The 25,456-nt window shown below is 63.8% G+C and carries 23 protein-coding genes; 15 read left to right on the top strand and 8 right to left on the bottom strand.

Going from position 1 to position 25,456, the window contains the following annotated elements; all coding sequences use genetic code 11:
- Window positions 1–7 precede the first annotated feature (7 nt).
- The 4 genes from ABVV53_RS16985 to ABVV53_RS16970 all read right to left on the bottom strand — a co-directional run bounded on the left by ABVV53_RS16985 (window position 8) and on the right by ABVV53_RS16970 (window position 3,910).
- Window positions 8–1,405, bottom strand: coding sequence for a methyl-accepting chemotaxis protein (locus ABVV53_RS16985; RefSeq protein WP_353985619.1), 1,398 nt, complete (start codon window positions 1,403–1,405; stop codon window positions 8–10).
- Between the two features lie 546 nt (window positions 1,406–1,951).
- Window positions 1,952–2,221 (bottom strand): hypothetical protein, encoded by a 270-nt coding sequence (locus tag ABVV53_RS16980; protein WP_353985618.1) that lies wholly within the window; start codon window positions 2,219–2,221, stop codon window positions 1,952–1,954.
- Window positions 2,222–2,382: 161 nt separating this feature from the next.
- On the bottom strand, window positions 2,383–2,805 hold the full coding sequence (locus tag ABVV53_RS16975) for a response regulator (RefSeq protein ID WP_353985617.1): 423 nt from the start codon (window positions 2,803–2,805) through the stop codon (window positions 2,383–2,385).
- Entirely contained in the window at window positions 2,798–3,910 is a 1,113-nt protein-coding gene (locus ABVV53_RS16970; RefSeq protein ID WP_353985616.1) for a histidine kinase dimerization/phosphoacceptor domain -containing protein, read from the bottom strand. Before ABVV53_RS16970 ends, ABVV53_RS16975 begins: the two co-directional genes overlap by 8 nt.
- Before the next feature lie 172 nt (window positions 3,911–4,082).
- Between ABVV53_RS16970 and ABVV53_RS16965 the strand changes: the two genes are divergently transcribed.
- Window positions 4,083–5,261: a GAF domain-containing sensor histidine kinase gene (locus ABVV53_RS16965; protein WP_353985615.1), complete on the top strand. Its 1,179-nt coding sequence runs from the start codon at window positions 4,083–4,085 to the stop codon at window positions 5,259–5,261.
- Between the two features lie 123 nt (window positions 5,262–5,384).
- On the opposite strand, the gene ABVV53_RS16960 is transcribed toward ABVV53_RS16965, so the two are convergent.
- Entirely contained in the window at window positions 5,385–6,662 is a 1,278-nt protein-coding gene (locus tag ABVV53_RS16960) for a chloride channel protein (protein WP_353985673.1), read from the bottom strand.
- Between the two features lie 223 nt (window positions 6,663–6,885).
- Window positions 6,886–7,590 (bottom strand): c-type cytochrome, encoded by a 705-nt coding sequence (locus ABVV53_RS16955; RefSeq protein ID WP_353985614.1) that lies wholly within the window; start codon window positions 7,588–7,590, stop codon window positions 6,886–6,888.
- 117 nt (window positions 7,591–7,707) lie between these two features.
- Here ABVV53_RS16955 and ABVV53_RS16950 point away from each other — a divergent pair, with 117 nt between their 5' ends.
- The 9 genes from ABVV53_RS16950 (at window position 7,708) to ABVV53_RS16910 (ending at window position 16,656) form a co-directional block, all read left to right on the top strand.
- A complete protein-coding gene (locus ABVV53_RS16950; protein ID WP_353985613.1) occupies window positions 7,708–8,601 on the top strand; it encodes a prephenate dehydratase in 894 nt (297 codons plus the stop codon).
- Between the two features lie 112 nt (window positions 8,602–8,713).
- On the top strand, window positions 8,714–9,352 hold the full coding sequence (locus ABVV53_RS16945) for a hypothetical protein (protein WP_353985612.1): 639 nt from the start codon (window positions 8,714–8,716) through the stop codon (window positions 9,350–9,352).
- On the top strand, window positions 9,349–10,656 hold the full coding sequence (locus tag ABVV53_RS16940) for a DUF4350 domain-containing protein (RefSeq protein WP_353985611.1): 1,308 nt from the start codon (window positions 9,349–9,351) through the stop codon (window positions 10,654–10,656). Before ABVV53_RS16945 ends, ABVV53_RS16940 begins: the two co-directional genes overlap by 4 nt.
- A complete protein-coding gene (locus ABVV53_RS16935; RefSeq protein WP_353985610.1) occupies window positions 10,653–11,627 on the top strand; it encodes an AAA family ATPase in 975 nt (324 codons plus the stop codon). Before ABVV53_RS16940 ends, ABVV53_RS16935 begins: the two co-directional genes overlap by 4 nt.
- Window positions 11,628–11,631: 4 nt before the next feature.
- A complete protein-coding gene (locus tag ABVV53_RS16930; RefSeq protein ID WP_353985609.1) occupies window positions 11,632–12,960 on the top strand; it encodes a DUF58 domain-containing protein in 1,329 nt (442 codons plus the stop codon).
- A complete protein-coding gene (locus ABVV53_RS16925) occupies window positions 12,960–13,985 on the top strand; it encodes a stage II sporulation protein M (RefSeq protein ID WP_353985608.1) in 1,026 nt (341 codons plus the stop codon). The genes ABVV53_RS16930 and ABVV53_RS16925 overlap by 1 nt, the downstream gene beginning before the upstream one ends.
- Window positions 13,986–13,987: 2 nt before the next feature.
- Entirely contained in the window at window positions 13,988–14,905 is a 918-nt protein-coding gene (locus ABVV53_RS16920; RefSeq protein ID WP_353985607.1) for an RDD family protein, read from the top strand.
- An 11-nt stretch (window positions 14,906–14,916) separates the two neighbouring features.
- Window positions 14,917–15,825 carry a class A beta-lactamase gene (gene bla / locus ABVV53_RS16915; protein WP_353985606.1) on the top strand — a complete coding sequence of 303 codons (909 nt, stop codon included), beginning with the start codon at window positions 14,917–14,919 and terminating at the stop codon, window positions 15,823–15,825.
- 81 nt (window positions 15,826–15,906) lie between these two features.
- Complete coding sequence (locus tag ABVV53_RS16910) at window positions 15,907–16,656, top strand: SDR family NAD(P)-dependent oxidoreductase (RefSeq protein ID WP_353985605.1); 750 nt, start codon at window positions 15,907–15,909, stop codon at window positions 16,654–16,656.
- Between the two features lie 61 nt (window positions 16,657–16,717).
- Here the strand turns inward: ABVV53_RS16910 and ppa are convergent, their stop codons facing one another.
- Both ppa and ABVV53_RS16900 read right to left on the bottom strand, forming a co-directional pair.
- A complete protein-coding gene (gene ppa, locus ABVV53_RS16905) occupies window positions 16,718–17,281 on the bottom strand; it encodes an inorganic diphosphatase (protein WP_353985604.1) in 564 nt (187 codons plus the stop codon).
- Window positions 17,282–17,387: 106 nt separating this feature from the next.
- Window positions 17,388–19,322 carry a M61 family metallopeptidase gene (locus tag ABVV53_RS16900; protein WP_353985603.1) on the bottom strand — a complete coding sequence of 645 codons (1,935 nt, stop codon included), beginning with the start codon at window positions 19,320–19,322 and terminating at the stop codon, window positions 17,388–17,390.
- 99 nt (window positions 19,323–19,421) lie between these two features.
- Here ABVV53_RS16900 and hisS point away from each other — a divergent pair, with 99 nt between their 5' ends.
- The 5 genes from hisS (at window position 19,422) to lnt (ending at window position 25,450) form a co-directional block, all read left to right on the top strand.
- Window positions 19,422–20,690 (top strand): histidine--tRNA ligase, encoded by a 1,269-nt coding sequence (gene hisS, locus ABVV53_RS16895; protein WP_353985602.1) that lies wholly within the window; start codon window positions 19,422–19,424, stop codon window positions 20,688–20,690.
- Window positions 20,691–20,692: 2 nt separating this feature from the next.
- Entirely contained in the window at window positions 20,693–21,760 is a 1,068-nt protein-coding gene (gene prfA, locus ABVV53_RS16890) for a peptide chain release factor 1 (RefSeq protein ID WP_353985672.1), read from the top strand.
- An 18-nt stretch (window positions 21,761–21,778) separates the two neighbouring features.
- Window positions 21,779–22,627, top strand: a complete 849-nt coding sequence (gene prmC, locus ABVV53_RS16885) for a peptide chain release factor N(5)-glutamine methyltransferase (RefSeq protein ID WP_353985601.1) — start codon at window positions 21,779–21,781, stop codon at window positions 22,625–22,627.
- Window positions 22,628–22,863: 236 nt separating this feature from the next.
- Complete coding sequence (locus ABVV53_RS16880) at window positions 22,864–23,715, top strand: DUF4167 domain-containing protein (protein WP_353985600.1); 852 nt, start codon at window positions 22,864–22,866, stop codon at window positions 23,713–23,715.
- 61 nt (window positions 23,716–23,776) lie between these two features.
- Window positions 23,777–25,450, top strand: coding sequence for an apolipoprotein N-acyltransferase (gene lnt, locus ABVV53_RS16875; protein WP_353985599.1), 1,674 nt, complete (start codon window positions 23,777–23,779; stop codon window positions 25,448–25,450).
- Window positions 25,451–25,456 lie beyond the last annotated feature (6 nt).

The following is a 25,456-nucleotide window of genomic DNA, read 5'->3' as shown; positions in this document are numbered from 1 at the left end:
AGTCCGGTTAGAACGAGGTCCAGTCATCCGCCGCTGTGGCGAGCGCCGGTGCCGCACGCGTCGGAACGGGTTTGCTACGGGCGGCATAATCAGAGGTTGAAGCCCCTTTCGGGCGGGAGGGGGTGGCTTTCAAGCGCGCCACGTTCGGCGCATCGGTGTTAAACCGCGCGGTTTCCTCAACCATCGCCTGCACCTCTTGGGTCAGGTTTTGAGCAGCGGCAGAGGTTTCCTCAACCATCGCAGCATTCTGCTGAGTGGCCTGATCCATCGTTGTTGTTGCCGCAGCGATTTGGGTGATCGCCGACGCCTGCGCCTCGTTGTCTGCCGCCATGTTGCCGAGCAGTTCATGAACAAGTTGCACATCCCCCGAGATCTCTGCCAGAGCGCCGTCGACCTTCTGAACGGCGTCAACCGCGGTTCCGATCTCGCACTGCGTAATCGTGAGCTGGTCGCGGGCGCGCTTGGCCTCTTCCTCTGCGCGCATGGCAAGGGCCGAGACAAGGTCGGCGACAACTGCGAAGCCCCGGCCAGCCTCTCCGGCACGCCCCGCTTCGACGGCAGCATTCATGGCCAGGACCCGCGTCTGGAACGCGATCTTATCGACGCCCTCGATAACGCTGTCGATACCCTTCGCGCTTTCTGAAACCCGGTTCATGGACTCCACCACCTGGTCCGCAATTTTCCGTCCGTTTGCGACCGTTGCAATCGCACCGTCGGCCTTTTCGACTGTCCGCGATGCGGCTTCGACCGAAGCTTTCAAGCGCCCGTCGATCTGGGCTATGGCGGCAGAGGTCTCTTCAAGCGACGCTGCGTTGCTCTCGGTGCGTCGGGCCAAGTCCTCGCTCGCGTGCGCGATCTCACCCGAGCCATCCCGGATGACGGTGGCGCTTTCGGTGATCGAGCCGATGAGAGCAGAGAGGTTTCTGAGTGCCTCGTTGAAGTTGCTCTTCAGGTCCGCATAGGAGTCTGGCATGTCCGCGGTGACGACTGCCGTCAGGTCTCCGGCTGCAAGCTTGCGCAGATGATCGCTGAGGAGGTCCACGACCGCCTTTTGCTCCTTCGCATGCGCCTGCTGCTGAAGGGCCGTATCGCGGAACGTGAACATCGCCCCGGTCATGCGTCCCACGCAGTCCTTGTAGTCGGTGAACTGGATGGGTGAGGTGAGATCGCCAGCAGCCAGCCCTTCCATACGCACCACAGTGGTGACGTAAGGATCGGAAATAGCGCGCCGGAAGCGAGCGCTCAGGATCGCGGACAGCACGGTAGCGGCAACGCCGACGCACAATGTGGCAAGGGCACTGCCGAAGAGGGCGCTGATGGCGGTGATGCCCGTCAGCGCAGTCAGCGCCCCAAAAGCGACTTTGGTCTTAAGGCGTATAGGGGCAATTGCTTCAAACCAGTTCACTTGAACCTCCTCGTGCTACGCGTCGCGCGGCAACCCGGCGTGTAGGATCCAGCAGCGCTGTGCTACCCGGTACGCCTACAGGGTAAGGAGTGTATTAATGATAAAGGGAAGCTCTCGGAATGCGATCACAGAAAGAGGGGAAGGCGATTGCAATGTAAAGTGCAAAGCGGTGCGCCGGGGACTAAAACCTTGATGGCAGGGCCTATTTGAAGACGGCGCACATCTGCCCCAAAGGACATGTGTATGCCACGCTATTTTGAACGGCTGCGCGGCAGAAGTCTCGGAATTCAAAGGATGCGAATCGCTTCTCAGCGCTCCCGCTCATCGGTACGCCTCCGCGCTCAGCAGAGGCGGTTTCCCCTTAAGGCGAGGGAGGGTGCCACTTGGTGAGACTGGAAATCCCAACCTCTTTTGGTTTTGCATGAGCCGGTCGAAGAGAGCGATTGTAGGAGACGAGCCGCCCGATTGTTCTGGCAATTAGCTGGTGGCAGCCGCTCCTGGCTGGCAGAAGCGGCTGTACTTCAAAGACAGCTCGTCACTTAGTCTTTATTCCGCGTCAGCTTCCGCGCTGTTCACGTCGATCGTGGGCACTTCGACGGTTTCGGTCTTCGTGCCGACGTCGATGTCTGCAACATCAGCATTGACGTTCGGAAGCGATCCGCCGTCCACGCTGATTTCCGGTGCAGTAAGTTCCCCCTGGGTATCCACGTCAAACAGCCCTGCAGCCCAAGCGATGACCAACAGGATGAGGACGACCAAGATGGCGATTACAATGCCCTTTTTCGAGCCGCTTCCGTCCCGACGATGATCTACCATTATAAATCCTCCTTCACTGTCCTGGAGCCACAACGAGCTTCATCAGGTATTGTTGCACGATCACTATTGCATGCGATTTCACGAAGAAGCGAGGTGTAAGGTGGTGCCGCGCGAGAGCCCAATGCTCGCAGCGGCCACCGTGTCGGCGCCCCCCAACGGACTCAGTGGTAGAGAGTGAGAGCCTCAGGCGGATCGGACTTTGCGCCAGCCGCAATCGCATGGGCTGCGGCCACGGACTTATGGAGCGCAGCGGTGTGGAACGGTTTGCTGACGCAACCAAGGATCAAGGGATGGCCCGCGCTGCCAGGGCAGTTGCCACTCAGATAGACCACGGGGACTCCTCGATCTGCGAGCTTCAAGGCGGCATCCACGCCGCTATCGCCTTTCGCCAGGCGGACGTCGCAGAGCGCAAGATCTATTTCGTGCTCTTCAGCCAGCGCGAGCGCATCGTCGACGTTGTCTGCAATGCCGACGACGGTGTGGCCGTGCAGCGTAAGAGCATCCTCGATCAGCATCGCGATAAGAGCCTCATCCTCCACCACCAGCAGGTTCAGCGGCCGGACTTCCGCTTCGTCATCAAGCATGCGGCCTCGCGGGCAAGCGGATGATTAGGGCTTCACCCTCTGTTGAATGCATGGCTTCCAACTGACGCAGCAAGGCGCGAGGCAGCCGCTGCGCCAAGACATCGTCGGACTGTGCCACACCTCTCAGGACCACTTCCGTGATTGCTCCACTGGCACCTTCCACGATGATCTCCATCGGGGCGGTTTTGCCTATTTGCCGTGCATCGCTCAAGATTGTATCGACTAGCAGTGCGAGCGCCACCCCTTGTTCGATCGGAAGCCGAGCCCCTTCGGTTGTCGTGACCTTTATCGATGTGGCCGCCCGATTGCCACCCACGTCTCCTAGCAGCTCGGCAATGCAGACGGTGCTCAGATCTCCCGAAGCGTAGATCGGCCGATGTGCGGAGGCGATCACTTCGATCCGATCTCCCGCGCGCCGCATCGCCGCCGCGCACGCCTGATCCGCCTCGGCACCCGCTTCCAGGCGTATCACGCTTACCGCGAGTTGCAGGGCGTTGCGGACGCGATGGTTGAGCTCGCTCAAAAGGCGTTCGCGATGCGCGATACCGGCGCGCAGCTCCTGCTCAACACGCAGCCGGTACTTGGCGAGAGCGACGTAGTGACACAGCGTGTGAAGGAAGCTGAGCTCGTCGTCCGTGAACCGGTCCGCCCATTTTCGTCCGAAACCCAGGGTGCCGACCAGCGTACCGCCATGGACGAGGGGCGTGCATACATAGCAGTTGAGCCCAACGTCCTTGACGAAGGCGACCAGCGGGTCGTCAGAGGCCTGCACACCCGTCATGTGGAAGCGCTGTCGGTCACGCGCGGCGCAGCCGCACACCGCCTGCCCCAGATGAAGCTGCGATCCAGCGGCAGCTTGTTCGTCGGTCAGGCCCCCATGAGCCTCAAGAATCAGGCAACCATTCGCGAGCCGATAATTGAAGAAGACATCGAGCCGCAGCTCCGACTGGATGAGGCCGAACAGTTCATCCACCATTCGGGCCGGATCGTCGGCTGCAAGGAGTCGCTCCGCAGCTTCAGCCACCAGTGCAAGGCGAAGCCGGGGTAAGCCGGGGTTGATGCCGGGCTCCTCGGACGAGATGACCACGTGCTGCTTCAACGTCATGGCGCGCATCCTGAACCACTGATCGCTTACTCGCAATAGCAGAGCGGTGGCGGCAAGCTACGCGGCTTTATCGGTCCATTTCGGATTGTCTTGCAGAATGGGCGTTTGTGGGCCGTTTGCGCTTCCGTGGTTCACTGGTGTGCGCTAGAGACGCCTTCTGATGGGGTTTTCAATGGCATCGGGCGCAGGCGGGGTAGAAGCGGTTCAGCGGATCGCCGTCGTGCCCACAATCCTGGACACGGTTTGTCGACTTACCGGAATGGGCTTTGCCGCGATCGCGCATGTCAGCGAAGAAAAGTGGATCGCGTGCAGCGTCCGTGACGACATCGATTTTGGGCTGGCTGCCGGTGGCGAACTGAAGCTCGAAACGACGATTTGCAACGAGATCCGTCAGTGCGGCGAGCCGGTGATCATCTCTGATGTGGTGGATGATGAAGCCTATCGGGATCATCACACTCCCGCCATGTACGGCTTTCGCAGCTATATCTCGATGCCGATCAAGCTTCCTGACGGCAGTTTCTTTGGGACTCTTTGCGCGATCGACCCACAACCGCGCGATCTCGCCCGCGCAGAGGTGCAGCATACATTCCGGATGTTCGCCGATCTCCTCGGCTTCCATCTCAACGCCGCCGACAAGCTCATCCGCTCTGAACGCCGTCTTGCATCCGAAATAGAGGCAGGGGAACTGCGGGAGCAGTTCATCGCCGTTCTCGGGCATGACCTCCGCAACCCACTGGCATCGGTGCAGGCCGGTATCGCTATGTTGAGCAAAGCGCCCCAGTCGGAGAGCGCTCCGGTCATTCTTGAGCAGATGCAGGGCAGCATCGACCGCATGGCCAAGATGATCAACAATATCCTGGATTTCGCGCGCGGTCGGCTGGGCGGTGGCCTGACGCTTGACCGGCAGATCACCGATGTTGCCACGGTCGTTCGCCAAGCGGTGCAGGAGCTTGCGTCGAGCCATCCGGAGCAGTCGATCATCCTGGGTGGATGCGACGCCCCCATTGCGGCGTATTGCGACGCGCAGCGGGTAGGGCAACTGGTCTCTAATCTTCTGGCAAATGCACTCACCCATGGTGCGACGGATCAGCCGATTACGGTGAACTGCACGATCGAGGCGGATCAGCTGGTGCTCTCGGTTGCGAATGCCGGAGAGGAGATACCGGCATCGGCCAGATCCAGATTGTTCCACCCCTTCGTTCGCGGCAAGGCTGGCGCCGACCGTGAAGGACTGGGCCTTGGCCTGTACATAGCTTCTGAGATTGCGTCGGCTCACGGCGGACAGATCGGGGTGTCGTCATCCCCCCAAGAGACTCGCTTCGTGGCCAGGATGCCTGTCGAAGCAAGCTGAGGCCGCGCATGTGGCGCTGCTGCGGCACTCGGCATCATCTCCGCAGCCAGCGATCCTTCGACTAGGGCGCAAGCGGCGGCTTCACGCTTGAGGAGCTCGACCCAGTGCTAACGCTGGCGCGGTTCAGCCCTTTTCCCGCGGCGGCAGGAATCCGGCGGAGAGCCCGTGATACAGGCGCTGTCGGCAAACCAGGGCGCTGACCGCATCGGCGATAAGAGCAGCGGCAAAGAGGGGGATCACCAGGCCTCGGCTGGCCGTGGTCTCGGTGATGATGATGACCGCGGTGAGCGGCGCACGGACGACGCCTACGAAGTATGATGCCATCCCGAGCACCACGACGACGCCTGCTGGCGCATCGAGAAACGGGGAAAGGAAATTTCCGATTCCAGCGCCGACCGAAAGAGACGGAGCGAAGATGCCACCGGGGGTCCCGCTCAGCGTCGTCGCCAGCGTTGAGACAAGCTTGGCAGGCCCGAACCACAGAGCCGCCTGCTCCCCTTCCACCATCGCGCGCGTAGTCTCGTAGCCGGTGCCCCAGGTGTTCTGGGTCGCCACTCCCAAGACAGCGACGACGAGGCCGCAGCCAAGGGCCAGTTGCACCGGCCTTGCTCTTGCTGCGACGACCAGCGGATGCTCGGTCTGGCCCAGGCGCAGCACGCAGCGCGAAAACAGTCCTCCGGCAAGCCCGCCGCAAACGGCCACAACGGGAATGACGACTATGGCTGTGTGAAGCTCCAGCGTCTGTCGCATCACGCCGAAGTAAACGTAGTCGCCCGCAAGGCCCAAGCTGACGAAGCCGGCGATCATCACCGCAGCCATGACGAGCACTGCCACTTGCTGCTCATAGGCCGAAGCGAGTTCCTCGATCGCGAAAGCGACTCCGGCCAAGGGTGTGTTAAAGGCGGCAGATACGCCCGCTGCGCCTCCGGCGATATACACGCCTGCGGTAATCGGCACTCGCAGGAACCGATGGACGGCGATCATGATCGCCGCACTGATCTGCACGGTGGGCCCCTCGCGCCCGACCGATCCGCCGGCCAGCAGCATCATCAGCGTCAACCCGAACTTGGCCGCAGCGGTTCGCAGCGAAACAAGCGGGCCGGTGCTGGATGGGGCTGGCTCGCGCGTTGCCGCGATCACCTGCGGAATGCCCGATCCGCGCGCAGTGGCGAACCAGCGTCCGGTGACCCAGGCCACCGCGGCAAAGATCGCGGGCGTGACAAGCAAAGGCGCATAGGACCAGCGCTGGGCCATCAGAATCAGCAGGGATTGAGCGCGATCGCCGAGCCAGGCGAACGCCAGCGCCACCAACCCGAGCAGCACGGCGCCGACAGCAGTGGCGATCCGTCGGCGGGCGACCGGCACCATGCCTTCGGCTGTGCTTGGAAGCACGCGGTCCATCAATGATCGAAGCAGCATGGTGTTCACGCGCTGAATTGGCGGGGCAGTGAACCGCGCGTCACTCTCACCCACTCAGCAGTCAAAAACTGAGGCGATTCGCGGCGTGCTCGCGAGGTGTTCCGTGGTGTCGCACCGGAGGTCGGGCCAGCGATGCGAACCCGCTCTCGCGAGCGCCTGGGAAGACATGCGTACCCCGCCTCACAGCGGGGTACGAAAGAGAACATCAGGGAGCGACGGGGCTACCGACCGTGCCAGCCTTGTCCCCGCCGCCTTCCAGCTTGGGAGCCGGCATCGCCATGGCGCCTGCTTCCGCCTGCTCACCCGAAGGCGCAGGCGATGCTCCGCCGCCCGGCGGGGTCACGGCTGGCTCATCGGCGGCTGCGCCCTCAGCTGGAGCATCCGCAGCCGCAGGCAGCGGCAAGTTCGAACCCTGCGTGTTCATCCAGGCGATCAGGTTCGCGCGGTCTTCTGCCTTCGACAGACCCGCAAAGGTCATCTTTGTGCCGGGGGCGAACGCCTTGGGGCTCTTGAGCCACTCGTTCATCGCCTCGAAGGTCCAGTTGCCGCCCTTGCTCTTTAGGGCGTCCGAGAATGCAAACCCCGGATGCTGCGCGATGGGCTTGCCCACCACTCCGTGCAGGTTGGGGCCGATGCCGTTGGCGCCCCCGGCGTTGATCGTGTGGCAAGACGTGCACTTGGCGAAGACGGACTCGCCCTTCGCCACGTCAGCAGACGCGAGCAGGGTGGCAATCGGCACTTCCGCGGCTTCGCCGCCTTCGGCCTCGACACCCTCGATCTCGTAGCCCATCGTTTCAGGGCGATGCGGCTTATTAGCGCTGAAATAGTGCGAGCTGATGCTCGCAAGACCAAGGCCGACAACGCCCGCGAACAGGGTCCAGCCGGCGATGGTGTTGAAACGGTCGTCCATTTAAAGATTGCCCCGCGGGTATTTGCTCAGCCGATTGCGCTGCGCTCTAGTGTCGGGCGCAGGCGAGCGCAAGAGCCATTGCGGTTGTACGCTGTCGCGCCTAAGCGCCCCCGCGAGATGGACTCCTACCCACAACCCGCACGTGCGCTCGTCACCAAGATGGCGGACGATGCCGCCGCCCACCCGGCCCGCGCTCTCGCGCTTCAAGGCGCGCCGGGCTGCAACGGCCATCGCGCCGCACTCGAGTACGATCCACACTGCCTGCCGCTGCCCTGTTTCGCCTTCGAGGATGCGCTCGATGCGGTGAAGGAGGGGCGGGCTGCACGCGCGATCATCCCGATCGAAAATTCGCAGAACGGCCGCGTCGCGGACATCCATTTCCTGCTGCCCGAAAGTGGCCTTGCCATCGTTGGCGAGCACTTCATGGAAATTCATCATGCGCTGATGGGGCTAGGGCAGGGGCCGTTCACGGGCGCATACAGCCACCCGCAGGCGTTGGGGCAGTCGCGCCACTATCTGCGCGAACGTGGCATCGTGCCCCTGTCCTATGCCGACACCGCAGGCGCTGCGGCCTACGTCAAGGAGCAGGGCGATCCGACCGCCTGTGCTATCGCGCCCGCGCTTGCGGCCGAACTCTACGGCCTCGACATCGTGGAGCGCAACGTTGAGGACGCGGCGGACAACATGACCCGGTTCGTGGTCCTCGCGCGTGAACCGCTCGATCCGGTGGCACTCAGCGGCGCCCCGGCGATGACGACTTTCATCTTCGAAGTGAAGAACGTGCCTGCAGCGCTTTACAAGGCGCTGGGCGCCTTCGCGACGAACGGCGTCAACATGACTAAGCTGGAAAGCTACCAAGTCGGCGCTAGTTTCGCCGCGACAACCTTCTATGCCGACATTGAAGGCGCGCCGGGCAATCCTCGCATCGATCAGGCGATGGAGGAACTGGCATTCCACTGCAAGTTCGTGCGCCTGCTCGGCAGCTATCGGCAGGCCCGGGCCAGAGGTTGACCGCAACAGCGGAGCGCCCGAGTCGCGTTAGCGCGGGGTCGCGTCGCGCTTGCGTGGGCGGGGGCGGCATGCCACCAGTCTTCCGGTGACGGGGAGCGGCGCAACTATCGCCATGGCGGCGGCTGCAAGCGGGGGCGCTGGCGATGCCGCGACCGACTGGGAAGCCGTGCGGCGCTCGGCCGAAATCCAGTTCGCGCCTTTGCCTCCCGTCCAGCCCCCTGAGACTCCCGCGTGGATTGAGTGGCTCAGCCGCATGCTGCGTGCGATCTTCGGTCCTGCGGCAGAAGGGTTGGTCGCCGCCTGGCCCGTGATCGAAAAGCTGCTGATCGGAGGAGCCGTAGTCCTGGCGCTGTTGCTGGTCTGGCGTCTGGTCGTACCGCTTCTCAAGCGCTTTCGTAAGCGGCGGAGCCATCCGGGCGAGTGGCTTCCTGCACACGAAGACGCCTTGGCGCTGCTTGAGGATGCCGACCGGCTCGCTGCCGCAGGTCGCTATGGTGAGGCAGCGCACCTTCTGCTCCAGCGCAGCGTCGGCCAGATCCGTGCCGCGAGGCCTGAAGCACTGCTCCCCGCCAGCACCGCGCGCGAGATCGCGGCCCTGCCGCATCTGCCGCAAGCCGCCCGGGCGGCCTTCGCGACGATCGCGGAGCGGGTCGAGCGCAGCCTTTTTGCGCTGCGCGACCTGGATGCGGGGGATTGGTCCGCCGCGCGCGCTGCCTACGCGAATTTCGCCCTGGCGGAACTACGCAGATGAGCGAAGCCTCGGGGCCAGCAGTGGCTGTCGGCAGCAGTCCGTTCACTACCCGCACCGCTCTGGCGTTGGTGCTGTTCGGCTCGCTCGTTTTCGTCGCCCTCCTCTGGATGATCGGCAATGGCCTTGCCGAAGGAAGCAGCAACAATGGCGGCGCGCACGCGGAGGGGCGGGGGCTTAATGGGTATGCGGCGCTCGCCAGCTACCTTGAGCGGCGTGGCCTGTCGGTGCGCCGCAGCCGCAGCAAGGCAGCCTTCGACGAGGCGGGCCTGCTTGTTCTGACGCCCGAACATGGGGCGGATGCGCACGACATTGAAACGGCCATTGCTGAGCACCGCCACCTGGGCCCTACGCTGCTGGTGCTTCCCAAGTGGCTGGCCGCCCCGGTGCCTGCGCAGTTGCGCGCTTCGACTAAGGCCAAGGCGGGCTGGGTAGTTCTCACCGATGCGCGGCCGCCTCGCTGGGCAGGGGATCTGGCCAGCTTCGGTGCGCTTGACTTGCGAGCGGAAAATGCAGACGCGGCCGGCGTCTGGCGGGGCTTTGGTCTTACCGGCCGCTTGCCGGACGGTGCGCCGGTGCAATCGCTTAGCTCCGGCTCGGTAGTAAGCCTCGTGCGTGACGCGCGCGGTCAGACACTCGCCGGCTACCGGGATGATGGCACCGCAGGGCCGGCGCTCACCGGCGATGCGCGCGATCCCGAGGGAGCCGCCTATCCGCTGGTGATCGTTGCCGAGCCCGACCTGCTCAACAACTACGCTATGGCCGATCGGCGCCGTGCAGCTCTCGCCCTCGCTCTCGTTACTGCAACCGCCGGGAGGGAGCGGACGCCTGTCACCTTCGATCTCACGCTTGCAGGGCTGGGGCGAAGCAGCAACCTCCTGACATTGGCCTTTTCACCACCATTTCTGGCCGCAACGCTGTGCCTCCTGCTTGCCGCAGCGGCCACGGGCTGGCGCGCGTTCGTACGATTCGGACCGCCGCGTGTGCCGGAACGGGCAATCGCTTTCGGCAAGCGTGCGCTCGTGACGAACGCGGCAGCGCTGATTGTGCGGTCGCGCCGCTTCCACTTGCTGGGCGGTCCCTACGCCGAAGCCTCCCGACAGCGTTCGGCTCGCGCCCTGGCGCTGGGGCGAACTGCGGATGCGGCCTCTGAGCTGCGCGCCCTTGACCGTGCCGCACTGACGCGAGGCGAAGGCGAGCATGCCTTTTCTCAACTTGCTACCCGGCTGTCGAGCGCGCGATCGCCGCGCGAGCTCCTCAAGGCGGCGCAAGACCTTCATGCCCTCGAAAGGACGCTTGTTCGATGACCCATACGCCGCCCGCTGCGCTCTCCGAGGTGGCAGACCTCGCCGCAGCCATCCGAGGCGAGATCGCCAAGGCCGTCGTGGGCCAGGCGGAGGTCGTCGAGCACTTGCTGATCGCGTTGATGGCGCGGGGGCACGTCCTGCTTGAGGGGCCTCCGGGGACCGCAAAGACCTTCCTTGCGCAGTGCTTTGCGGCAAGCCTTGGCCTGGACTACGGCCGAATACAGTTCACGCCGGACCTGATGCCGGGCGATATCCTCGGCTCCAACCTGTTCAACTTCCAGACCAGCACGTTCACGCTCACCCACGGGCCGATCTTCCGCGATCTGCTGCTGGCCGACGAGATCAACCGCACGCCGCCAAAGACGCAAGCGGCCCTGCTCGAAGCGATGCAGGAGCGGCAAGTGACACTCGACGGCACCGCGCACGCGTTGCCCGCGCACTTCATGGTCGTAGCGACGCAGAACCCGATCGAGAGTCAAGGCGTCTATCCGCTGCCCGAGGCGCAGCTCGACCGCTTTCTGTTCAAGCTCATGGTGCCGTATCCCTGCCATGACGAGGAGCGCGCCATCGTCGCTCGTTATGCGGAGAACCGCGGGCTGCCTGCACCGGCAGACCTCGGGATCGCTCCCGTGGTCGAGAGCCAGCGCCTGACAGCGGTTACGGCTGCCGTCGCGCAAGTCACTTTGTCCGAGCCTGTCGCGGACTACGTCGTGCGGCTCATCCGTGCGACGCGTGAAAGTGCGGATCTTTCGCTGGGCGCCTCCCCGCGTGCTGCGGTGCTTCTGGCGGGCGCCGCGCGGGCCCGAGCTGCGATCGAGGGGCGCGATTACGTGCTGCCTGACGACGTCAAGGCGCTCGCCGCCGGAGTGCTGCGGCATCGCTTGGCGCTCAGCCCCTCGGCCGAGATCGAGGGACGACAGGTCGAGGATCTCGTAGCCGGCCTGGTCGCTACCACCGAGGCGCCGCGCTGAGTCGATGGGGCGGACCCTTGCTCCTATAGTGCCCACCGGCCGCACGGTGGCTCTGCTCGCGGGTGCGGCGCCCGTGGCTGTCCTCGTGGCGGCGCTTGCTCCGGAAGCTTGGCTTTCCGTCGTGGCGCTGGCCCTTGCGGTTCTTATGCTTGCTGTGGCTGACGGGCTCATGGCCGGGCGCCTGGAGACGTTCACGGTCACCATACCCCACGATACCGAAGTCGGCGCGGCAAGTGCGTTTTCCTTTCACGCGCACTTCAGTTGCGGGCGCCGGTCGCGTGTAGAGGCTGCGCTCGCGTGCGATCTCCGGCTGGCTGAGGGCGGGCGTTGCTCTGCGTCGCTAGATGGTTCCGCCGCGGCCTGGGCGGCCAAGGTCGCCTTCACGCCAGCGCGCCGGGGTACCGGCCCGGTGAGCGCCGCCTGGTTGCGTTGGACTGGTCCGCTTGGGCTTGGCGCGCGCCAGCATGCGAGGGCACTGAACAATGAAGTGCGCGTGTGGCCCAACCTCGGCGATGTGCGCTCTCCCGCCTTGCAGACTTTCCTGCGCGATGCTCACTTCGGTCTGATCGCAAGGCGTATCCGCGGTGAGGGCACGCAGTTCGAGGCATTGTCTGAGTACGAGCCCGGCATGGACCGTCGCCGCATCGACTGGAAGGCGTCCGCGCGCCATGGCCAGCTCTACGCCAAGGAGATGGAGACTGAGCGCAACAATCAGATCGTCTTCGCGCTCGACTGCGGCCAGGCGATGTGCGAGCCGGTGGCTGGCATGCCTCGCATCGACCATGCCACGAGTGCCGCGCTCACGACCGCTTACGTGGCGCTTAAGGGCGGGGATCGGGTGGCGCTCTATGGTTTCGCGGCAAAGCCGGAGGCGGTCAGCCCCTTCGTTTCCGGTTCGGCCCAGTTTCATCGCCTTCAGCGCACCGCCGCTGCCTTCGACTATCGCGCTGAGGAACCCAACTTTACGCTAGCGATGGCAACGTTGGCGGCTCGGCTCACTCGCCGCTCCCTGATTGTGGTGTTCTCTGACTTCAGCGACCCCACGGGAGCCGAGTTGATGATCGAGAGCGTTTCGCGCCTCGTTGCTCGCCATGTGGTGATCTTCGTCACCCTGGTGGATGCTGAGCTGGAAGCGCTTTCCACGGCATCCCCGGCGGATCTCGATGCGCTGGCTATAGCCGTCTCGGCCGACGGACTGCTGCGTCAGCGTGCTCTGGTGCTGCTGCGGCTACGCCAGCTCGGCGTCGATGTGATCGAGGCGCGGCACGACCGGATTGGGACTCGCCTTCTGGACGAATACCTCACGATCAAGCGCCGGGGAGCAATCGGCTGATGGCTACTGCGCTGTACACGGACGATGCCTTCACGGCGGCGCTGCTGCGCTCCGATCGCTTTCGGGTGGAGCGTGAGGCGGATTGGAAGCGCCTCGATGCTATCGTCACTGCCGTGGAAAAGGGGCGCTTGCGCCGCATTTCGGACGAGGATCTGCTGGCCCTGCCCCAGCTCTACCGCACCGTCGCCTCCAGCCTCTCGATCGCCCGTGCCATCTCGCTCGATACCGCCACGCTGCGGTATCTGGAGGTGCTGGTGCAGCGAGCCTGGTTCGTGGTCTATGGGCCGCGCTCATCGTTAGGGACGTGGTTGCGCGGTTTCCTGGGAGGAGAATGGAGCCGGGCCGTTCGCGGACTCGGGATGGATCTATTGCTTGCGCTGGGCGTGATGGTGGCGGGCGTGATCGTCGGCTGGCTGCTCGTTGCAGGTGATGTGGAATGGTACCGGGTGCTGGTTCCTGCACAGTTCGCCGACGCTCGCGTTCCCGGCGCAAGCCGAGAGGCGCTTCAAGCCACCCTGTTCGGTCAGACGGAGCAGAAGGGGCTCGGCGCGTTTGCGGCCTACCTGTTCAGCAATAACGCAGGAGTCTCGATCCTGGCTTTCGCGCTGGGCTTCGCCTTTGGAGTGCCCACGCTGATGCTGCTGGTGCAGAACACCGCAGTTCTCGGCGCAATGCTCTGGCTCTACGCCGGTGCGGGCTTGACGCTGGATTTCACCGCCTGGCTGTCCGTACACGGCACGACCGAGCTTTTCGCGATCCTCCTTGCTGGGGCCTCCGGCTTACACATCGGCCGATCGATGGCCTTCCCTGGAGAGCGCAGTGTCCTGACAGCCGCAGCGGAGGCCGGGCGCCGCGCTGCCCAAGTGATGACGGGCGTCGTGCTCATGCTGGTAGTTGCCGCTCTTCTTGAAGGTTTTGCGCGTCAGCTTGTCGACAGTACGCCCGGGCGTTTGGCGATTGGCGGCTTCATGCTGGCAGCTTGGTCCGCCTATTTCTTCGCGTTCGCCCGGACGGAAAGAGGCTGACCATGGCCGTCACCGCAGCGCTGCCTTCTCGCCTTGCTCATACGGATCGCGACCGGGTGCTGATCACGCCGGAGGGTGTGGCCCTGCCGATGACCGTTGCCAGTCGCGGAGCACGTGCCGGGGCGCTGTTGCTGGACTTCACGTTTCTCACGATCGTCTTCATCGTCATCACAATCGCGCTTGTTTCCCTGGCAGGGGGCCTCGCAGCGCTGCTCAGCCGGCTCGATACAGTGGGTAGCGAGGCACCTGCGGCATTGCAGTTGGTCGTCGTTGTGTGGATCATCACCAGCTTCCTGCTGCGCTATGCCTGGTTCCTCGGGTTTGAACTGGGGCCAAGGGGAGCAACGCCGGGGAAGCGTTTGACCGGCATTCGCATTGCCGCACGCGATGGAGGCCGGCTCACCGCCGAGATGGTGATCGCTCGTAACCTTCTGCGTGACATCGAGCTGTTTTTGCCGATTGCCTTCATCGCTTCGGCCGGGGCGGACAGCACGCCGGCTTGGCTCACGGCTACGGGCTGGTTCGCCATTTTCCTGCTTTTCCCCTTCTTCAACCGAGACCGTTTGCGTGCGGGGGACGTCATAGCCGGAACGTGGGTGGTCGAGGCGCCACGGCGCAAGCTTGAAGCGCCTGTGGCCTTGCCGGCTCCCACGCAGGGACCACAGTACCGCTTCACCGAGGCTGAACTGGCGGTCTATGGTGAATACGAGTTGCAAACCCTCGAGCGTATCCTGCGCGAGGATCGCAATCCTGCGCTTGCCGCAGTGCAGACGGCCATCGCGGGTAAGATCAACCGGCAGGACGGCGCAGAAGACCCGCGCGCGTTTCTCGAAGCCTACTATGGCGAGCTGCGTGCGAGGTTGGAGGCCGGCATGCGGATGGGACGGCGTAAAGTGGACAAGCACACATGGGAAGACTGAGGATCGATACGATGGAAAGGCGAACTGTTCTTGCGGGCGCGGGCGCTGTCCTGCTGAGCGCCTGCGTATCCCCGGCAAGGTCTGCCGTTCGTTTCGACGAGCGGTTAGAGGACCTGGAAAAGGCGAGTGGTGGGCGGCTCGGTGCCTTCGTGCTCGACACGGGCAGCGGTCAAGGCCTCGGCTGGCGCCAGGGCGAGCGCTTTTGCCATTGCTCCAGCTTCAAGCTCTCCCTCGCCGCGCTGGTGCTGCGTGAAGCTGCAGAGGAGCGGATCAAGCTGGACGAGCCTATTCGCTACGGGCGCGAAGACCTTATGTCGGTTTCGCCCGTGACCACCCGCAATCTTGCGCGCGGTGCCATGACTTTCGTTGAACTGGCGCATGCGACTCAAGTGACTAGCGACAATGCGGCCGCAAACATCCTCATGCGCCGCCTGGGCGGACCAGGAGCGGTCACTCGCTTCTGGCGTGAGCTTGGCGATCCCGTGAGCCGTCTTGACGCCTACGAGCCTGCACTCAATCGTATTCCACCTGGCACATTGGAGAACAGCACCACTCCGATGGCCATGGCTCATACTGTGGGAGAAATCCTCTATGGGGATGTGCTTAGCCGTTCCGACGCCGAGCGCTTGCGCGGCTGGATGCGCGAAACCGCCACGGGCGCGCGCCGCATTCGCGCCGGACTTCCTGGCGGCTGGGATGCAGGCGACAAGACCGGGACGGCAATCCCTGATGGTTTGCCCGCCACGTACGTCGATATTGCCTTCGTGGCGCCGCCTGGACGATCGCCTCTGATCGTCGCGAGCTACTTCGAGGATCCCGTGGACAGCGGTGGTGACATGCGGCCGGAGGCCGAAGGGGCTTTGGCCCAGGTCGGAAGCCTCGCTGCAAGTTGGGCCCAAAGCCGCGGCGAGACCGGCTGAACAGCTGTTCAATTCTGGGGTTCACGTGCAGGTGAATTAGGCTAAGCCGGGTCTGAACTGGAAGCCTTGGGAGGATCCTGCATGACCAATAGAGTTGCCGTCGTCACCGGAGCTGCAGCCGGAATCGGTGCTGCCTGCGCCAAGCGGCTCGCCAAAGAAGGCGTCGCAGTCGGCGTTCTCGATCTGGATGCCGAGCGCTGCGCAGACACAGTCGAGGCTATCAAGCAGGCTGGCGGCAGTGCCATCGCTCTGGGAGCTGACGTGTCCAGCCGTGAGCAGTGCAAAGCCGCGATCGAGAAGTGCCGCGACGCGCTGGGGCCGATCACGATCCTCGTAAACAACGCAGGTGTCACTGACTTCACGAAGTTTGAGGACATGACCGACGAGCGCTGGGACTTCGTCTACGCCGTCAATGTGCGCGGGCCGATGATCCTGACACAGCTGGTGCTAGAGGACATGAAGGCTGCCAAGTGGGGCCGCATCGTCAATATCTCCTCGTCGAGCGCACAGACCGGTGCGGTCAACATGATCTGCTATTCTTCCTCGAAGGGCGCAGTGGTCACGATGACGCGTTCGATGGCGCAGGAGTTTGGCCCCTATGGCGTTACCGTCAACAACATCCCGCCGGGCTCCGTGATGGGCACGATCATGTCGGAAGAAAATCGCGACCGCTTCCAGATCCCGACCGAGGTGCTGCTGCAGACGATCCCGGTGCGGCGCATGGGCGAGCCCGACGATATCGCCAACGCCTGTGCCTGGTTGTGCAACGAAGCCAGCGGTTACGTTACCGGCCAGACGATCGGCGTCAGCGGCGGCCGCGTCGTGAGCTGATCGCTCACCAATCAAGTCCAGAAACAAGAAGGCCGGCGGAGCGATCCGCCGGCCTTTTTCTTTAGCTTGCGGTGACGGACTCTTCCGCGGCAACCTTGTCCTGCTTGTAGCGCTCGATCGCTTCGATGACGATCCGGCGCGCGTCCTCAGCTCCGCCCCAGGTGCCGACGCGGACCCACTTCTTCTTTTCCAGATCCTTGTAGTGGGTGAAGAAGTGTTCGATCTGCTCCATCACGATGCCTGGCAGGTCGTCCTTCTCCGAGACATTGGAGTAGTAGGGGAAAACCGAGTCGCTGGGCACGCAGACGAGCTTCTCGTCGCCGCCGGCTTCGTCCTCAAGGTTGAGCACGGCAATCGGGCGAGCAGCCACGACCGCGCCCGGTACAAACGGCGAGCGCGCGATGACGAGCGCGTCCAGCGGGTCGCCATCGGGCGACAGGGTGTGCGGGACGAAACCGTAGTTCGCGGGATAGCGCATCGGCGTGTGCAGGATCCGGTCGACGAAGAGCGCACCCGACGCCTTATCGAACTCGTACTTAACCGGCTCCCCGCCGACAGGAACTTCGATAATGACGTTCAGGTTCTCGGGCGGATTTTCCCCCACCGGGATCATGTCAATACGCATGGCCGTCCTTCTATCCCGCGCCTTCAGGCGCTTCGGTTGACTTTGACGGCGGCGGCTTAGCCTTCACAATGCTGCGCTGCAATGTGAATCCAGCTAAGTTGCAACTCTATCGGCGGGGCGCGAGCAGGCGGTCGAGCGGCGCCTCCTTCTGCCCGGTTGTGCGCTCCAGCCACGGCCAACGCAGACCGCCATTCCATTCAACGGGGACTGTTATGTAGCGCTCGCCACGCTTGACCAGTAGTTCAATGGGTTGGCGGGTGTCCTTGGCCATGGTGATGGCATCCTTGATCACCTGTTGCGAGTACGCGTTGCCGTTCACGGCCGCGATCTTGACGCCCTTCACGAGGCCTGCGTCGAAGGCGGGGCTGTCCCAAGTCGTGGAACTGACGGTGCCGTCCTCGCGAATAGAGATACCAAGAGAATAGCTGAGGTCGAGGGAGTTGCGGTACTTGGCGATGCCGGCCTGATAAGGGTTGGGGCTGTCCTTCCACACAAGGCGGTAACCCGCCTTCTTGAGTCCGGCGAGGGGGGAAGGCTGACCCGGTTCGTAGAGGCGCGTGCGCAGGAACTTGGCCCAATCGTACGGATAGACGCTGTTCAACGTCGTGACGACTTCGCCAAAGGTATAGGGCAACTGGCCCCAGTCTCCGTCGCGCATGCCGAAGAAGGCGCGGGCGAAATCGTCCAGCCCCTTGGCTCCGCGCGTTCCCTCGCGGATCACCTGGTCGGCCTCAAGCCAGACGAGGGCACCTTCGTTGTAGTAGTCCTCGCCGCGCGTCAGCGTGTCGAACGGCAGCGGACGGCGGCCGTTGATGATGGGGTCCTTGGTGGTGTCCTCCACGGAGCGCCAGGCGCGCCCCGGTGTCCCTTCCGCATAGCGTGCGGCGTTTGCTGCGAAGGCGCCCAGAACCGTCTCCTTCGCCTGAATGCCTGAGCGCGCGGCTAGCACCAGTCCCCAGAACTGGGTCTGCCCTTCGTAGACCCACAACAACGAATTGCGCATCGGGTACTGATAGTCGGGCGTCCACAAGTCTGCAGGCCGGCGATACTTGCCGTTCCAGCTATGCACCAACTCATGCGCGATGACGTTGCGATCCCAGTCGAACGCTTCCCAATCGACGAAGACTTTCGGCTCCATCTGGTTCTCGCTGGAGCGGTGATGCTCCAGGCCGATGCCGCCCATGCGATCGGTGAGGGCGGTCAGCAGGGTATAATGGTCGAAGTGGCGGGCGCCGAACAGTGCCAGTGCTTCTGTAACCAACTTGCGATAAGTCGCGAGGTGCTCGGGCTTGATCGCCAGATCCTGCGGCACGTCTGCCACAGCATCCATCCGCACATTTTGCCCCAGATCCCAGCTCTTCGCATAACGGCCCGCGAAGATGGGCGAATCCACCAGCGTTTCATAGTTCGTGGGCGACCAGCGGACCGTGTCGCCGGTGCGCGTCATTCCGTCCAACGCGGTGAAGACAGTCCAGCCCTCCGGCACTTTGACACGCGGGGCGACCGTGATCTGCCGCGTGTAATGGCCTGCCGGATAGAGTGTCATCTTTTCCCACTGCAGGTTGAGCATTTCCCGCGTCATCGTGATCCGCCCCTCGTCGCTCTGCACCGGCGAGGTATGTATGAAGTTGGCAGTTACAGTTCGTGCACCCTCCGGCAGCGCCAGATGGAAGGCGTTCACTGCAACGGGATCGCGGGTCCAGGCGACCGGCTTTCCGTTTGCGGTGAAGCGGATGTCCGCGAAAAGGGGCAGGGTGTTGCGCGGCGCGTGCCCGCCGGGCACCCACAGCGGCTCCAGCAGCGTCAGTTCGCGCGTGCCGGGCGCAACGGGAATCGTTTGTGTGACCTTGTAGAGGCCGCGGGTCACGTCGGTGGCGTCGATGTCGATCCCGATGGTGCCGGGGTAGGCGATGTCACGCGCTTCCGGTATCGGCGCCGGCAGCGGTGTCGGCACCGGGGCGCTGTTGCCCGGCACTTGCTGCGCCAGGGCGATTGGGGAAATGGCGAGGGAGGCGGCTGCGAGCGCGAACGTGATCTTCATGCCTCAGCTTGCGCAGAGGCGGCGCTTGCCGCAAGTCCCAAAATAACGGGACAGCTCGCGGCTTTGCCTGCGCTCGCGAAACGGGTTAAGCGCGCGCCCATGAACACTGCCACTTCGCCTGCTACCACTCCGAGCCCGATCCGCGGCACCCAGGACATCTTCGGCGCCGAGGCCGAGGCCTTCGCACGTGTGGTGGAGACCTTTGAACGCGTCCGCCGTCTCTATCGCTTTCGCCGCGTCGAGATGCCCGTATTCGAGAAAACCGCGGTTTTCTCACGCTCGCTGGGTGAGACCACCGATGTCGTTTCCAAGGAGATGTACTCGTTTGAGGATCGGGGCGGCGACTCGCTGACCTTGCGGCCGGAGTTCACCGCAGGCATCGCTCGCGCCTATCTGACGGATGGGTGGCAGCAATTCGCCCCGCTCAAAGTGGCGACGCATGGCCCGCTATTCCGCTACGAGCGTCCGCAGAAGGGCCGCTATCGTCAGTTTCATCAGATCGATGCCGAGATTATCGGTGCCGGGGAGCCGGCGGCAGACGTGGAACTTCTGGTAATGGCCGACCAGCTCCTGCGCGAGCTCGGCATTGCCGATGGCGTCACGCTGCAGCTTAACACCTTGGGGGACGGCGCTAGTCGCGAGGCATGGCGTGCAGCACTCGTCGAGTACTTCCGCGCGCATCGCTTGGAGCTGTCGGAGGACTCGCAGGACCGGCTCGAGCGCAACCCCCTCCGTATTCTCGATTCGAAGGATTCGCGCGACCGGCCCTTTGCCGATGCTGCGCCGCGCATCGACGATTACCTGTCCTCCGAGGCGCAGGATTTCTTTGCTGCGGTAATCCAAGGACTGGATGCGGCGGGGGTGGCTCATACCCGGGCTCCAGCCCTTGTGCGCGGTTTGGATTACTATCGACACACGGCTTTCGAATTCGTCACCGACCGGCTGGGCGCACAAGGGACCGTGTTGGGGGGTGGCAGGTATGATGGCCTCATGGAAGCGCTGGGTGGCGCGGCTACTCCCGCCGTCGGCTGGGCAGCGGGAATCGAGCGGCTGGCGATGCTTGTGGCGGACGCGGGCGAAGTTCCCGAGGCCAAGGCCGATGTCGCCATCGTCCCAATGGGGGCGGCGGCGGAAAGTGCATGCCTTGGCCTTGCTGCGACACTGCGTCGTTCCGGCCTCGCGGTCGACATGGGCTTTCGTGGCAACATGAAGAAGCGCATGAGCCGTGCCAATGACAGCGGCGCGCGTTTTGCTCTGATCGTGGGCGACGACGAGCTCGCCGCTGGGGAGGCCACGGTGAAGGACTTGGTCTTGGGTGAGCAGGAGCGGCTACCGCTTCATGCCATCCCGGCAAGGATCGGCGTGTGAGCATCGTCTCCGACGCACGCCTTCAGCAAATTGGGGCGCGCTTTGCAGAACTGGAGGCGCGTCTTGCCTCCGGCACGCTGGAGGGTGACGCCTTCGTTGCGGCAAGCCGTGACTACGCTGAACTTGAGCCTGTGGCGCGAGTGGCATCCGACGTGATCGCGATGCGCGGCGAACTCGCAAGCTTGCAGGTGCTGCAAGACCCCGATCCCGAGATGCGGGCGCTCGCGGAGGAGGAGGTCGCGCGGTTAAAGGCAGAGCTGCCGGAGGCGGAGCGCCGCCTCGCGCTTGCCATGTTGCCGCGGGACGCTGCGGACCAGCGGCCCGCCATGCTGGAAATCCGCGCCGGCACCGGTGGTGACGAAGCGGCGCTCTTTGCCGCCGACCTGTACCGCATGTACGAACGCTATGCCGCCGAGCAGGGCTGGCGCCTTGAGATGATCAGCGCCAACGCCAGCGATATTGGTGGCTTCAAGGAAGTCGTGGCCAACGTCGCGGGCACCGGTGTTTTCGCCAAGCTCAAGTTTGAGAGCGGCGTCCACCGTGTCCAGCGTGTGCCGGTGACCGAAAGCGGCGGGCGTATACATACATCTGCGGCGACAGTGGCAGTCTTGCCGGAGCCGAGCGAAGTGGACGTGCAGATCGAGGACAAGGACCTCAAGATCGACATCTATCGGGCCAGCGGCGCCGGCGGGCAGCACGTCAACACCACGGATTCGGCGGTGCGTATCACTCACTTGCCTACCGGCATTGTCGTAATCCAGCAGGATGAGCGCAGCCAGCACAAGAACAAGGCAAAGGCCATGCAGGTCCTGCGCACCCGCATTTACGACAAGCTGCGCGAGGAAGCGCACGGTGCGGAAGCCGAGGCACGAAAGGCCATGGTCGGCTCGGGCGATCGCTCGGAGCGCATCCGCACCTACAATTTCCCGCAGGGGCGCGTGACCGATCACCGCATCAACCTCACTCTGCACCGCTTGCCCGAGATCCTTGAAGGGCCGGGCCTTGCCGAGTTGGTCGATGCTCTCATCGCGAAGGATGAGGCGAAACGCCTTGCAGCGATGGATGGCTGAGCGGTGGTGTGTGCCAGGGTGACCGAGGCGCTTCCTACGGTATCGCACGCGATCCGCGAAGCCGCCGCACGCCTCGCGGCCACAAGCGACACCGCGCGCCTCGATGCCGAAGTGCTGATGGCTCATGCGCTCAACACCTCGCGTTCCGACCTGCTGCTACGGCACATGGGCCATGCTGTGCCGGCGCAATTCGCGGCCTCGATCGAGCGGCGCCTCCAGCATGAGCCCGTCGCCTACATCGTGGGGCACCAGGAGTTTTACGGCCTGCCTTTCAGGGTCAATCGTGACGTTCTGATCCCGCGTGCAGATAGCGAAGTCGTGGTCGAGCATGCCTTGGCGGCGCAACCCACCGCCCGCAGGGTGCTGGACTGCGGCACCGGGTCGGGAGCCTTGCTTCTCGCCGTGCTCACGAATCTGCTGGACGCCGACGGCATGGGTATCGATCGCAGCGAAGAGGCGTTGGCAGTGGCGCGGAGCAATGCACAGGTCCTGAAGCTGGAGGTGCGCGCCCGCTTCCTGACGGCAGACTGGTCTCAACCCGGTTGGGATGAAGGGCTCGGCGGGAGATTCGATCTGATTCTCGCCAACCCTCCGTACGTCGAAGAGCAGGCGGACCTTCACTCGTCAGTCCGGAGTTTCGAGCCGGCAGGGGCTTTGTTTGCCGGCGAGGATGGGCTGGACGCTTACCACCTTCTCATTCCCCAAATGCCGGCTCTTCTGGCGCCGCGAGGAGCGGCATTGGTGGAAATCGGATCGAGCCAGGCTGACGCGGTCAGTGCCATAGCCAACGCGGCGGGCCTTTGTGCTCAGGTGCACCTGGACTTGGGAGGGCGGCCGCGCGCTCTGGAATTATCGTTCGGAGGGTGAGATTTCGCTTGGTTTTTGCTGGCACAACTCTTAAGGCTGCAAGCGAACCGGCATATGGACGTGAACTTCCCCATACCCGGTTTGACTCCAGCATTTGCAGTTGGCCGCGACGGGGGAGTTGCGGCTTTGCAGATGTCGGGGCCACGGTGCTCGAATGGCGAGCCGTGGTGGGCGACATACGGCATCGTGAACTCAGAAGGGTTCGAAACGGCCCGGAGTTTTGAGGAAAGCTATCCTTGAATAACAATCGTAATAACAACAACAACCGTCGGCGTGGCCGCGGTAATAATCGTCCACAAGGCGGTCAGCAACTGAACCGGATCGACAGCAGGGCGCGGGGCAACGCGCCGCAGTTGCTGGAGAAATACCGTAAGCTGGCGCACGATGCGCATCTGAATGGTGATCGCGTGACGGAGGAATATTACCTCCAGTTCGCCGACCACTACTTCCGCGTCATCGCCGACCAGCGGCAGCGGCAGGAAGAGTCTCGTCAGCCTCGTCGCGAGGAGCGGGCGTCTGATTACGGCGACGACTACGCCGAGGAAGATGCCTACGCCGACAGCGGCTCTCCCTACGAGCGTTCCGGTGGCGGGCAGAGCGGAAACGCTGGCGCGAACGGATCGGCTCAGGGCAATGGCGGGAATGGTGACAGCCGTGCCGAGCGTGGCCCCGATCGTGGCAGGCGTCCGGAGCGAGCTGAGCGGCCCGATCGGAATGACCGTGCAGAACGTCAGCCTCGCAATGAGCAGCTTCGGAATGAAGCGCCTGCTGGTGAGAGCCAGCCCGTCGCTGAGGGTGAGGCTGTGGCCTTCGAAGAAAACGAGAATCCTTTTGTGCGCGAGAGCCGCGCGCCGCGTACGCCGCGAGCGCGCAAGCCCCGCCGCGAAAAGCAGGAGGTCGAGGGTGCGGCTATGACGGCTGATGTCGACGAGGCGCCGGCCAGTCTTGACCCGACGAGCCTTCCGCCTGCGATCTCTACACGAAAGGAAGAGGCTGCTGAGGAGGCGCCGGCCAAGCCCAAGCGGCGTACGCGCCGTGTCTCGCCGCCATCGGATGATGCGGCAGGCTCGCTTGAAACTGTAAACTGATCGGGCAACGGCGGGGCAGATTCGCTTGCTCCGCACTCGCTCGAGCGGCAAGCCGCACGATATGGATAAGCCGTCGAACGCGCCGCTCAGCGGATTGCCAGCATGGATCCGGCACCCCCATGCTGGCGCGCTCGCGGCTGGCGCTTTGGCTGCCTGCGGCTTCCAGCCGCTCGCTTGGTGGCCGCTGACGATCATCGCCATCGCTTGGCTGATCGAGCTGGTTGATCGGGCGCCACGAGCCAAGCAGGCGTTCTTCCTAGGTTGGCTCTTCGGACTTTCCCACTTCACCATCGGCAATAACTGGATTGCGACGGCCTTCACCTACCAGGCCGAGATGCCCGCGTGGCTTGGTGGTATCGCAGTTGTTTTGCTGTCGCTGTACCTTGCCTTGTACCCTGCATTGGCGGCGCTTGGCGCGTGGCTTCTCGCCCATAAACTGCGGGGTCCGGGAACTGGTCTTCGTCTGGACCCGCCGGGAGGCCGAGGCGGCCTGGGTCTTGCCCTCGCAGGCTGTTGGATTGGTGCGGAGTGGCTCCGGGCGTGGGTATTCACAGGCTTTGCCTGGAATCCACTCGGCGTGGCTCTACTTGGACCTTACTCCGGACAAGGTCTTGCGGTGCTCGCGCCTTGGATCGGCACGTACGGCCTTTCGGGCCTCCTTGTCGTGATTGCTGCCGCCGTACGGACACTCGCCCGCGAAGTGCTGTTTGCGAGCGGCAGAAACCGCCTTGGATGGGCTGCAGCGCTGACTGCGCTTGTGGCGGGGGTGACGCTGCAGATGGCGCTCTCGCCCGGCTATCTTGCACGGCACGAGGGGCAGATCCGCTTTACCTTGATTCAGCCCGATCTGCGCCAGGAAACGCTGGACGATCCACGCAACTACGAAGCGCATTTCATCAAGATGGCGCGCCTTACGATACCCCAAAATCGAGGAGACCGACGCGTCGTGTTCTGGCCCGAATCGGGGCTCGTCGACTACCTGCGCGACGGGTATCCCGAGTACTTCTATCGCCAGATGACTTACGCCGCCGATCCGGTGCTGGCACGAGAGCGGATCGGACAGGTCATCGGCTCCTATAGCCTGCTTCTCACGGGTGCCGTCGATCTTGTGGTCAAGGATCGCGAAGTGCTGGCGGCACGCAACTCGGTGACCGCGATAGACTGGCGCGGCAGCATTCTTGCCGGATACTCCAAGGCCCACCTTGTGCCTTACGGGGAGTATCTTGCTCTGCGCTGGCTGCTCGAGCCGCTCGGCGCGCGTCGACTTGTTGCGGGCGCGCTGGACTTTTGGCCGGGACCAGGGCCGCGCACCTATGATTTCGGCGCGTGGGGCAAGGCGGGCATCCAGATTTGCTATGAAATCATCTTTTCGGGCGAGGTGGTCGACCGTGCACAACGGCCCGACTACATTTTTAACCCCTCAAATGATGGATGGTTTGGTAGCTGGGGGCCACCACAGCACTTGGCTCAGGCGCGACTTCGGGCTGTCGAGGAGGGGCTGCCGGTACTCCGCTCGACCACCACGGGTATCAGTGCCGTGATCGACGCGGATGGTATCGTGCGCGAGTTTCTTCCCGCTCACGTCGCTGGTCGGATCGACGGACGCATTCCTCCTGCGCATGAGCCGACGCTGTTTGCTCGCTATGGCAACGTGTTGCCATTGGCGTTCGCCGTTCTGCTGCTCGCCGCATCGATGGTTGCGCGCAAGCGGCGCAAGCCCTATCGCGGCCTATAAAGATAT

The organism is Novosphingobium kalidii (assembly GCF_040534015.1).
Classification (GTDB): Bacteria; Pseudomonadota; Alphaproteobacteria; order Sphingomonadales; family Sphingomonadaceae; genus Novosphingobium; species Novosphingobium kalidii.
The sequence above is the reverse complement of the archived record's forward strand: the minus strand, read 5'-3'. Positions and strand labels throughout refer to the sequence as shown.

What these genes read in the sequence shown, in the direction of transcription:
- ABVV53_RS16960 (WP_353985673.1), bottom strand. Translation starts at nt 6,662, where the DNA reads ATGGACCGCGTGCTTCCAAGCACAGCCGAAGGCATGGTGCCGGTCGCC.
- ABVV53_RS16925 (WP_353985608.1), top strand. Translation starts at nt 12,960, where the DNA reads ATGGCTACTGCGCTGTACACGGACGATGCCTTCACGGCGGCGCTGCTG.
- ABVV53_RS16910 (WP_353985605.1), top strand. Translation starts at nt 15,907, where the DNA reads ATGACCAATAGAGTTGCCGTCGTCACCGGAGCTGCAGCCGGAATCGGT.
- hisS (WP_353985602.1), top strand. Translation starts at nt 19,422, where the DNA reads ATGAACACTGCCACTTCGCCTGCTACCACTCCGAGCCCGATCCGCGGC.
- ABVV53_RS16955 (WP_353985614.1), bottom strand. Translation starts at nt 7,590, where the DNA reads ATGGACGACCGTTTCAACACCATCGCCGGCTGGACCCTGTTCGCGGGC.
- ABVV53_RS16975 (WP_353985617.1), bottom strand. Translation starts at nt 2,805, where the DNA reads ATGCTTGATGACGAAGCGGAAGTCCGGCCGCTGAACCTGCTGGTGGTG.
- lnt (WP_353985599.1), top strand. Translation starts at nt 23,777, where the DNA reads ATGGATAAGCCGTCGAACGCGCCGCTCAGCGGATTGCCAGCATGGATC.
- ABVV53_RS16930 (WP_353985609.1), top strand. Translation starts at nt 11,632, where the DNA reads ATGGGGCGGACCCTTGCTCCTATAGTGCCCACCGGCCGCACGGTGGCT.
- bla (WP_353985606.1), top strand. Translation starts at nt 14,917, where the DNA reads ATGGAAAGGCGAACTGTTCTTGCGGGCGCGGGCGCTGTCCTGCTGAGC.
- ABVV53_RS16940 (WP_353985611.1), top strand. Translation starts at nt 9,349, where the DNA reads ATGAGCGAAGCCTCGGGGCCAGCAGTGGCTGTCGGCAGCAGTCCGTTC.
- ABVV53_RS16945 (WP_353985612.1), top strand. Translation starts at nt 8,714, where the DNA reads ATGGCGGCGGCTGCAAGCGGGGGCGCTGGCGATGCCGCGACCGACTGG.
- ppa (WP_353985604.1), bottom strand. Translation starts at nt 17,281, where the DNA reads ATGCGTATTGACATGATCCCGGTGGGGGAAAATCCGCCCGAGAACCTG.
- ABVV53_RS16970 (WP_353985616.1), bottom strand. Translation starts at nt 3,910, where the DNA reads ATGACGTTGAAGCAGCACGTGGTCATCTCGTCCGAGGAGCCCGGCATC.
- ABVV53_RS16980 (WP_353985618.1), bottom strand. Translation starts at nt 2,221, where the DNA reads ATGGTAGATCATCGTCGGGACGGAAGCGGCTCGAAAAAGGGCATTGTA.
- ABVV53_RS16900 (WP_353985603.1), bottom strand. Translation starts at nt 19,322, where the DNA reads ATGAAGATCACGTTCGCGCTCGCAGCCGCCTCCCTCGCCATTTCCCCA.
- ABVV53_RS16920 (WP_353985607.1), top strand. Translation starts at nt 13,988, where the DNA reads ATGGCCGTCACCGCAGCGCTGCCTTCTCGCCTTGCTCATACGGATCGC.
- ABVV53_RS16965 (WP_353985615.1), top strand. Translation starts at nt 4,083, where the DNA reads ATGGCATCGGGCGCAGGCGGGGTAGAAGCGGTTCAGCGGATCGCCGTC.
- ABVV53_RS16935 (WP_353985610.1), top strand. Translation starts at nt 10,653, where the DNA reads ATGACCCATACGCCGCCCGCTGCGCTCTCCGAGGTGGCAGACCTCGCC.
- ABVV53_RS16950 (WP_353985613.1), top strand. Translation starts at nt 7,708, where the DNA reads ATGGACTCCTACCCACAACCCGCACGTGCGCTCGTCACCAAGATGGCG.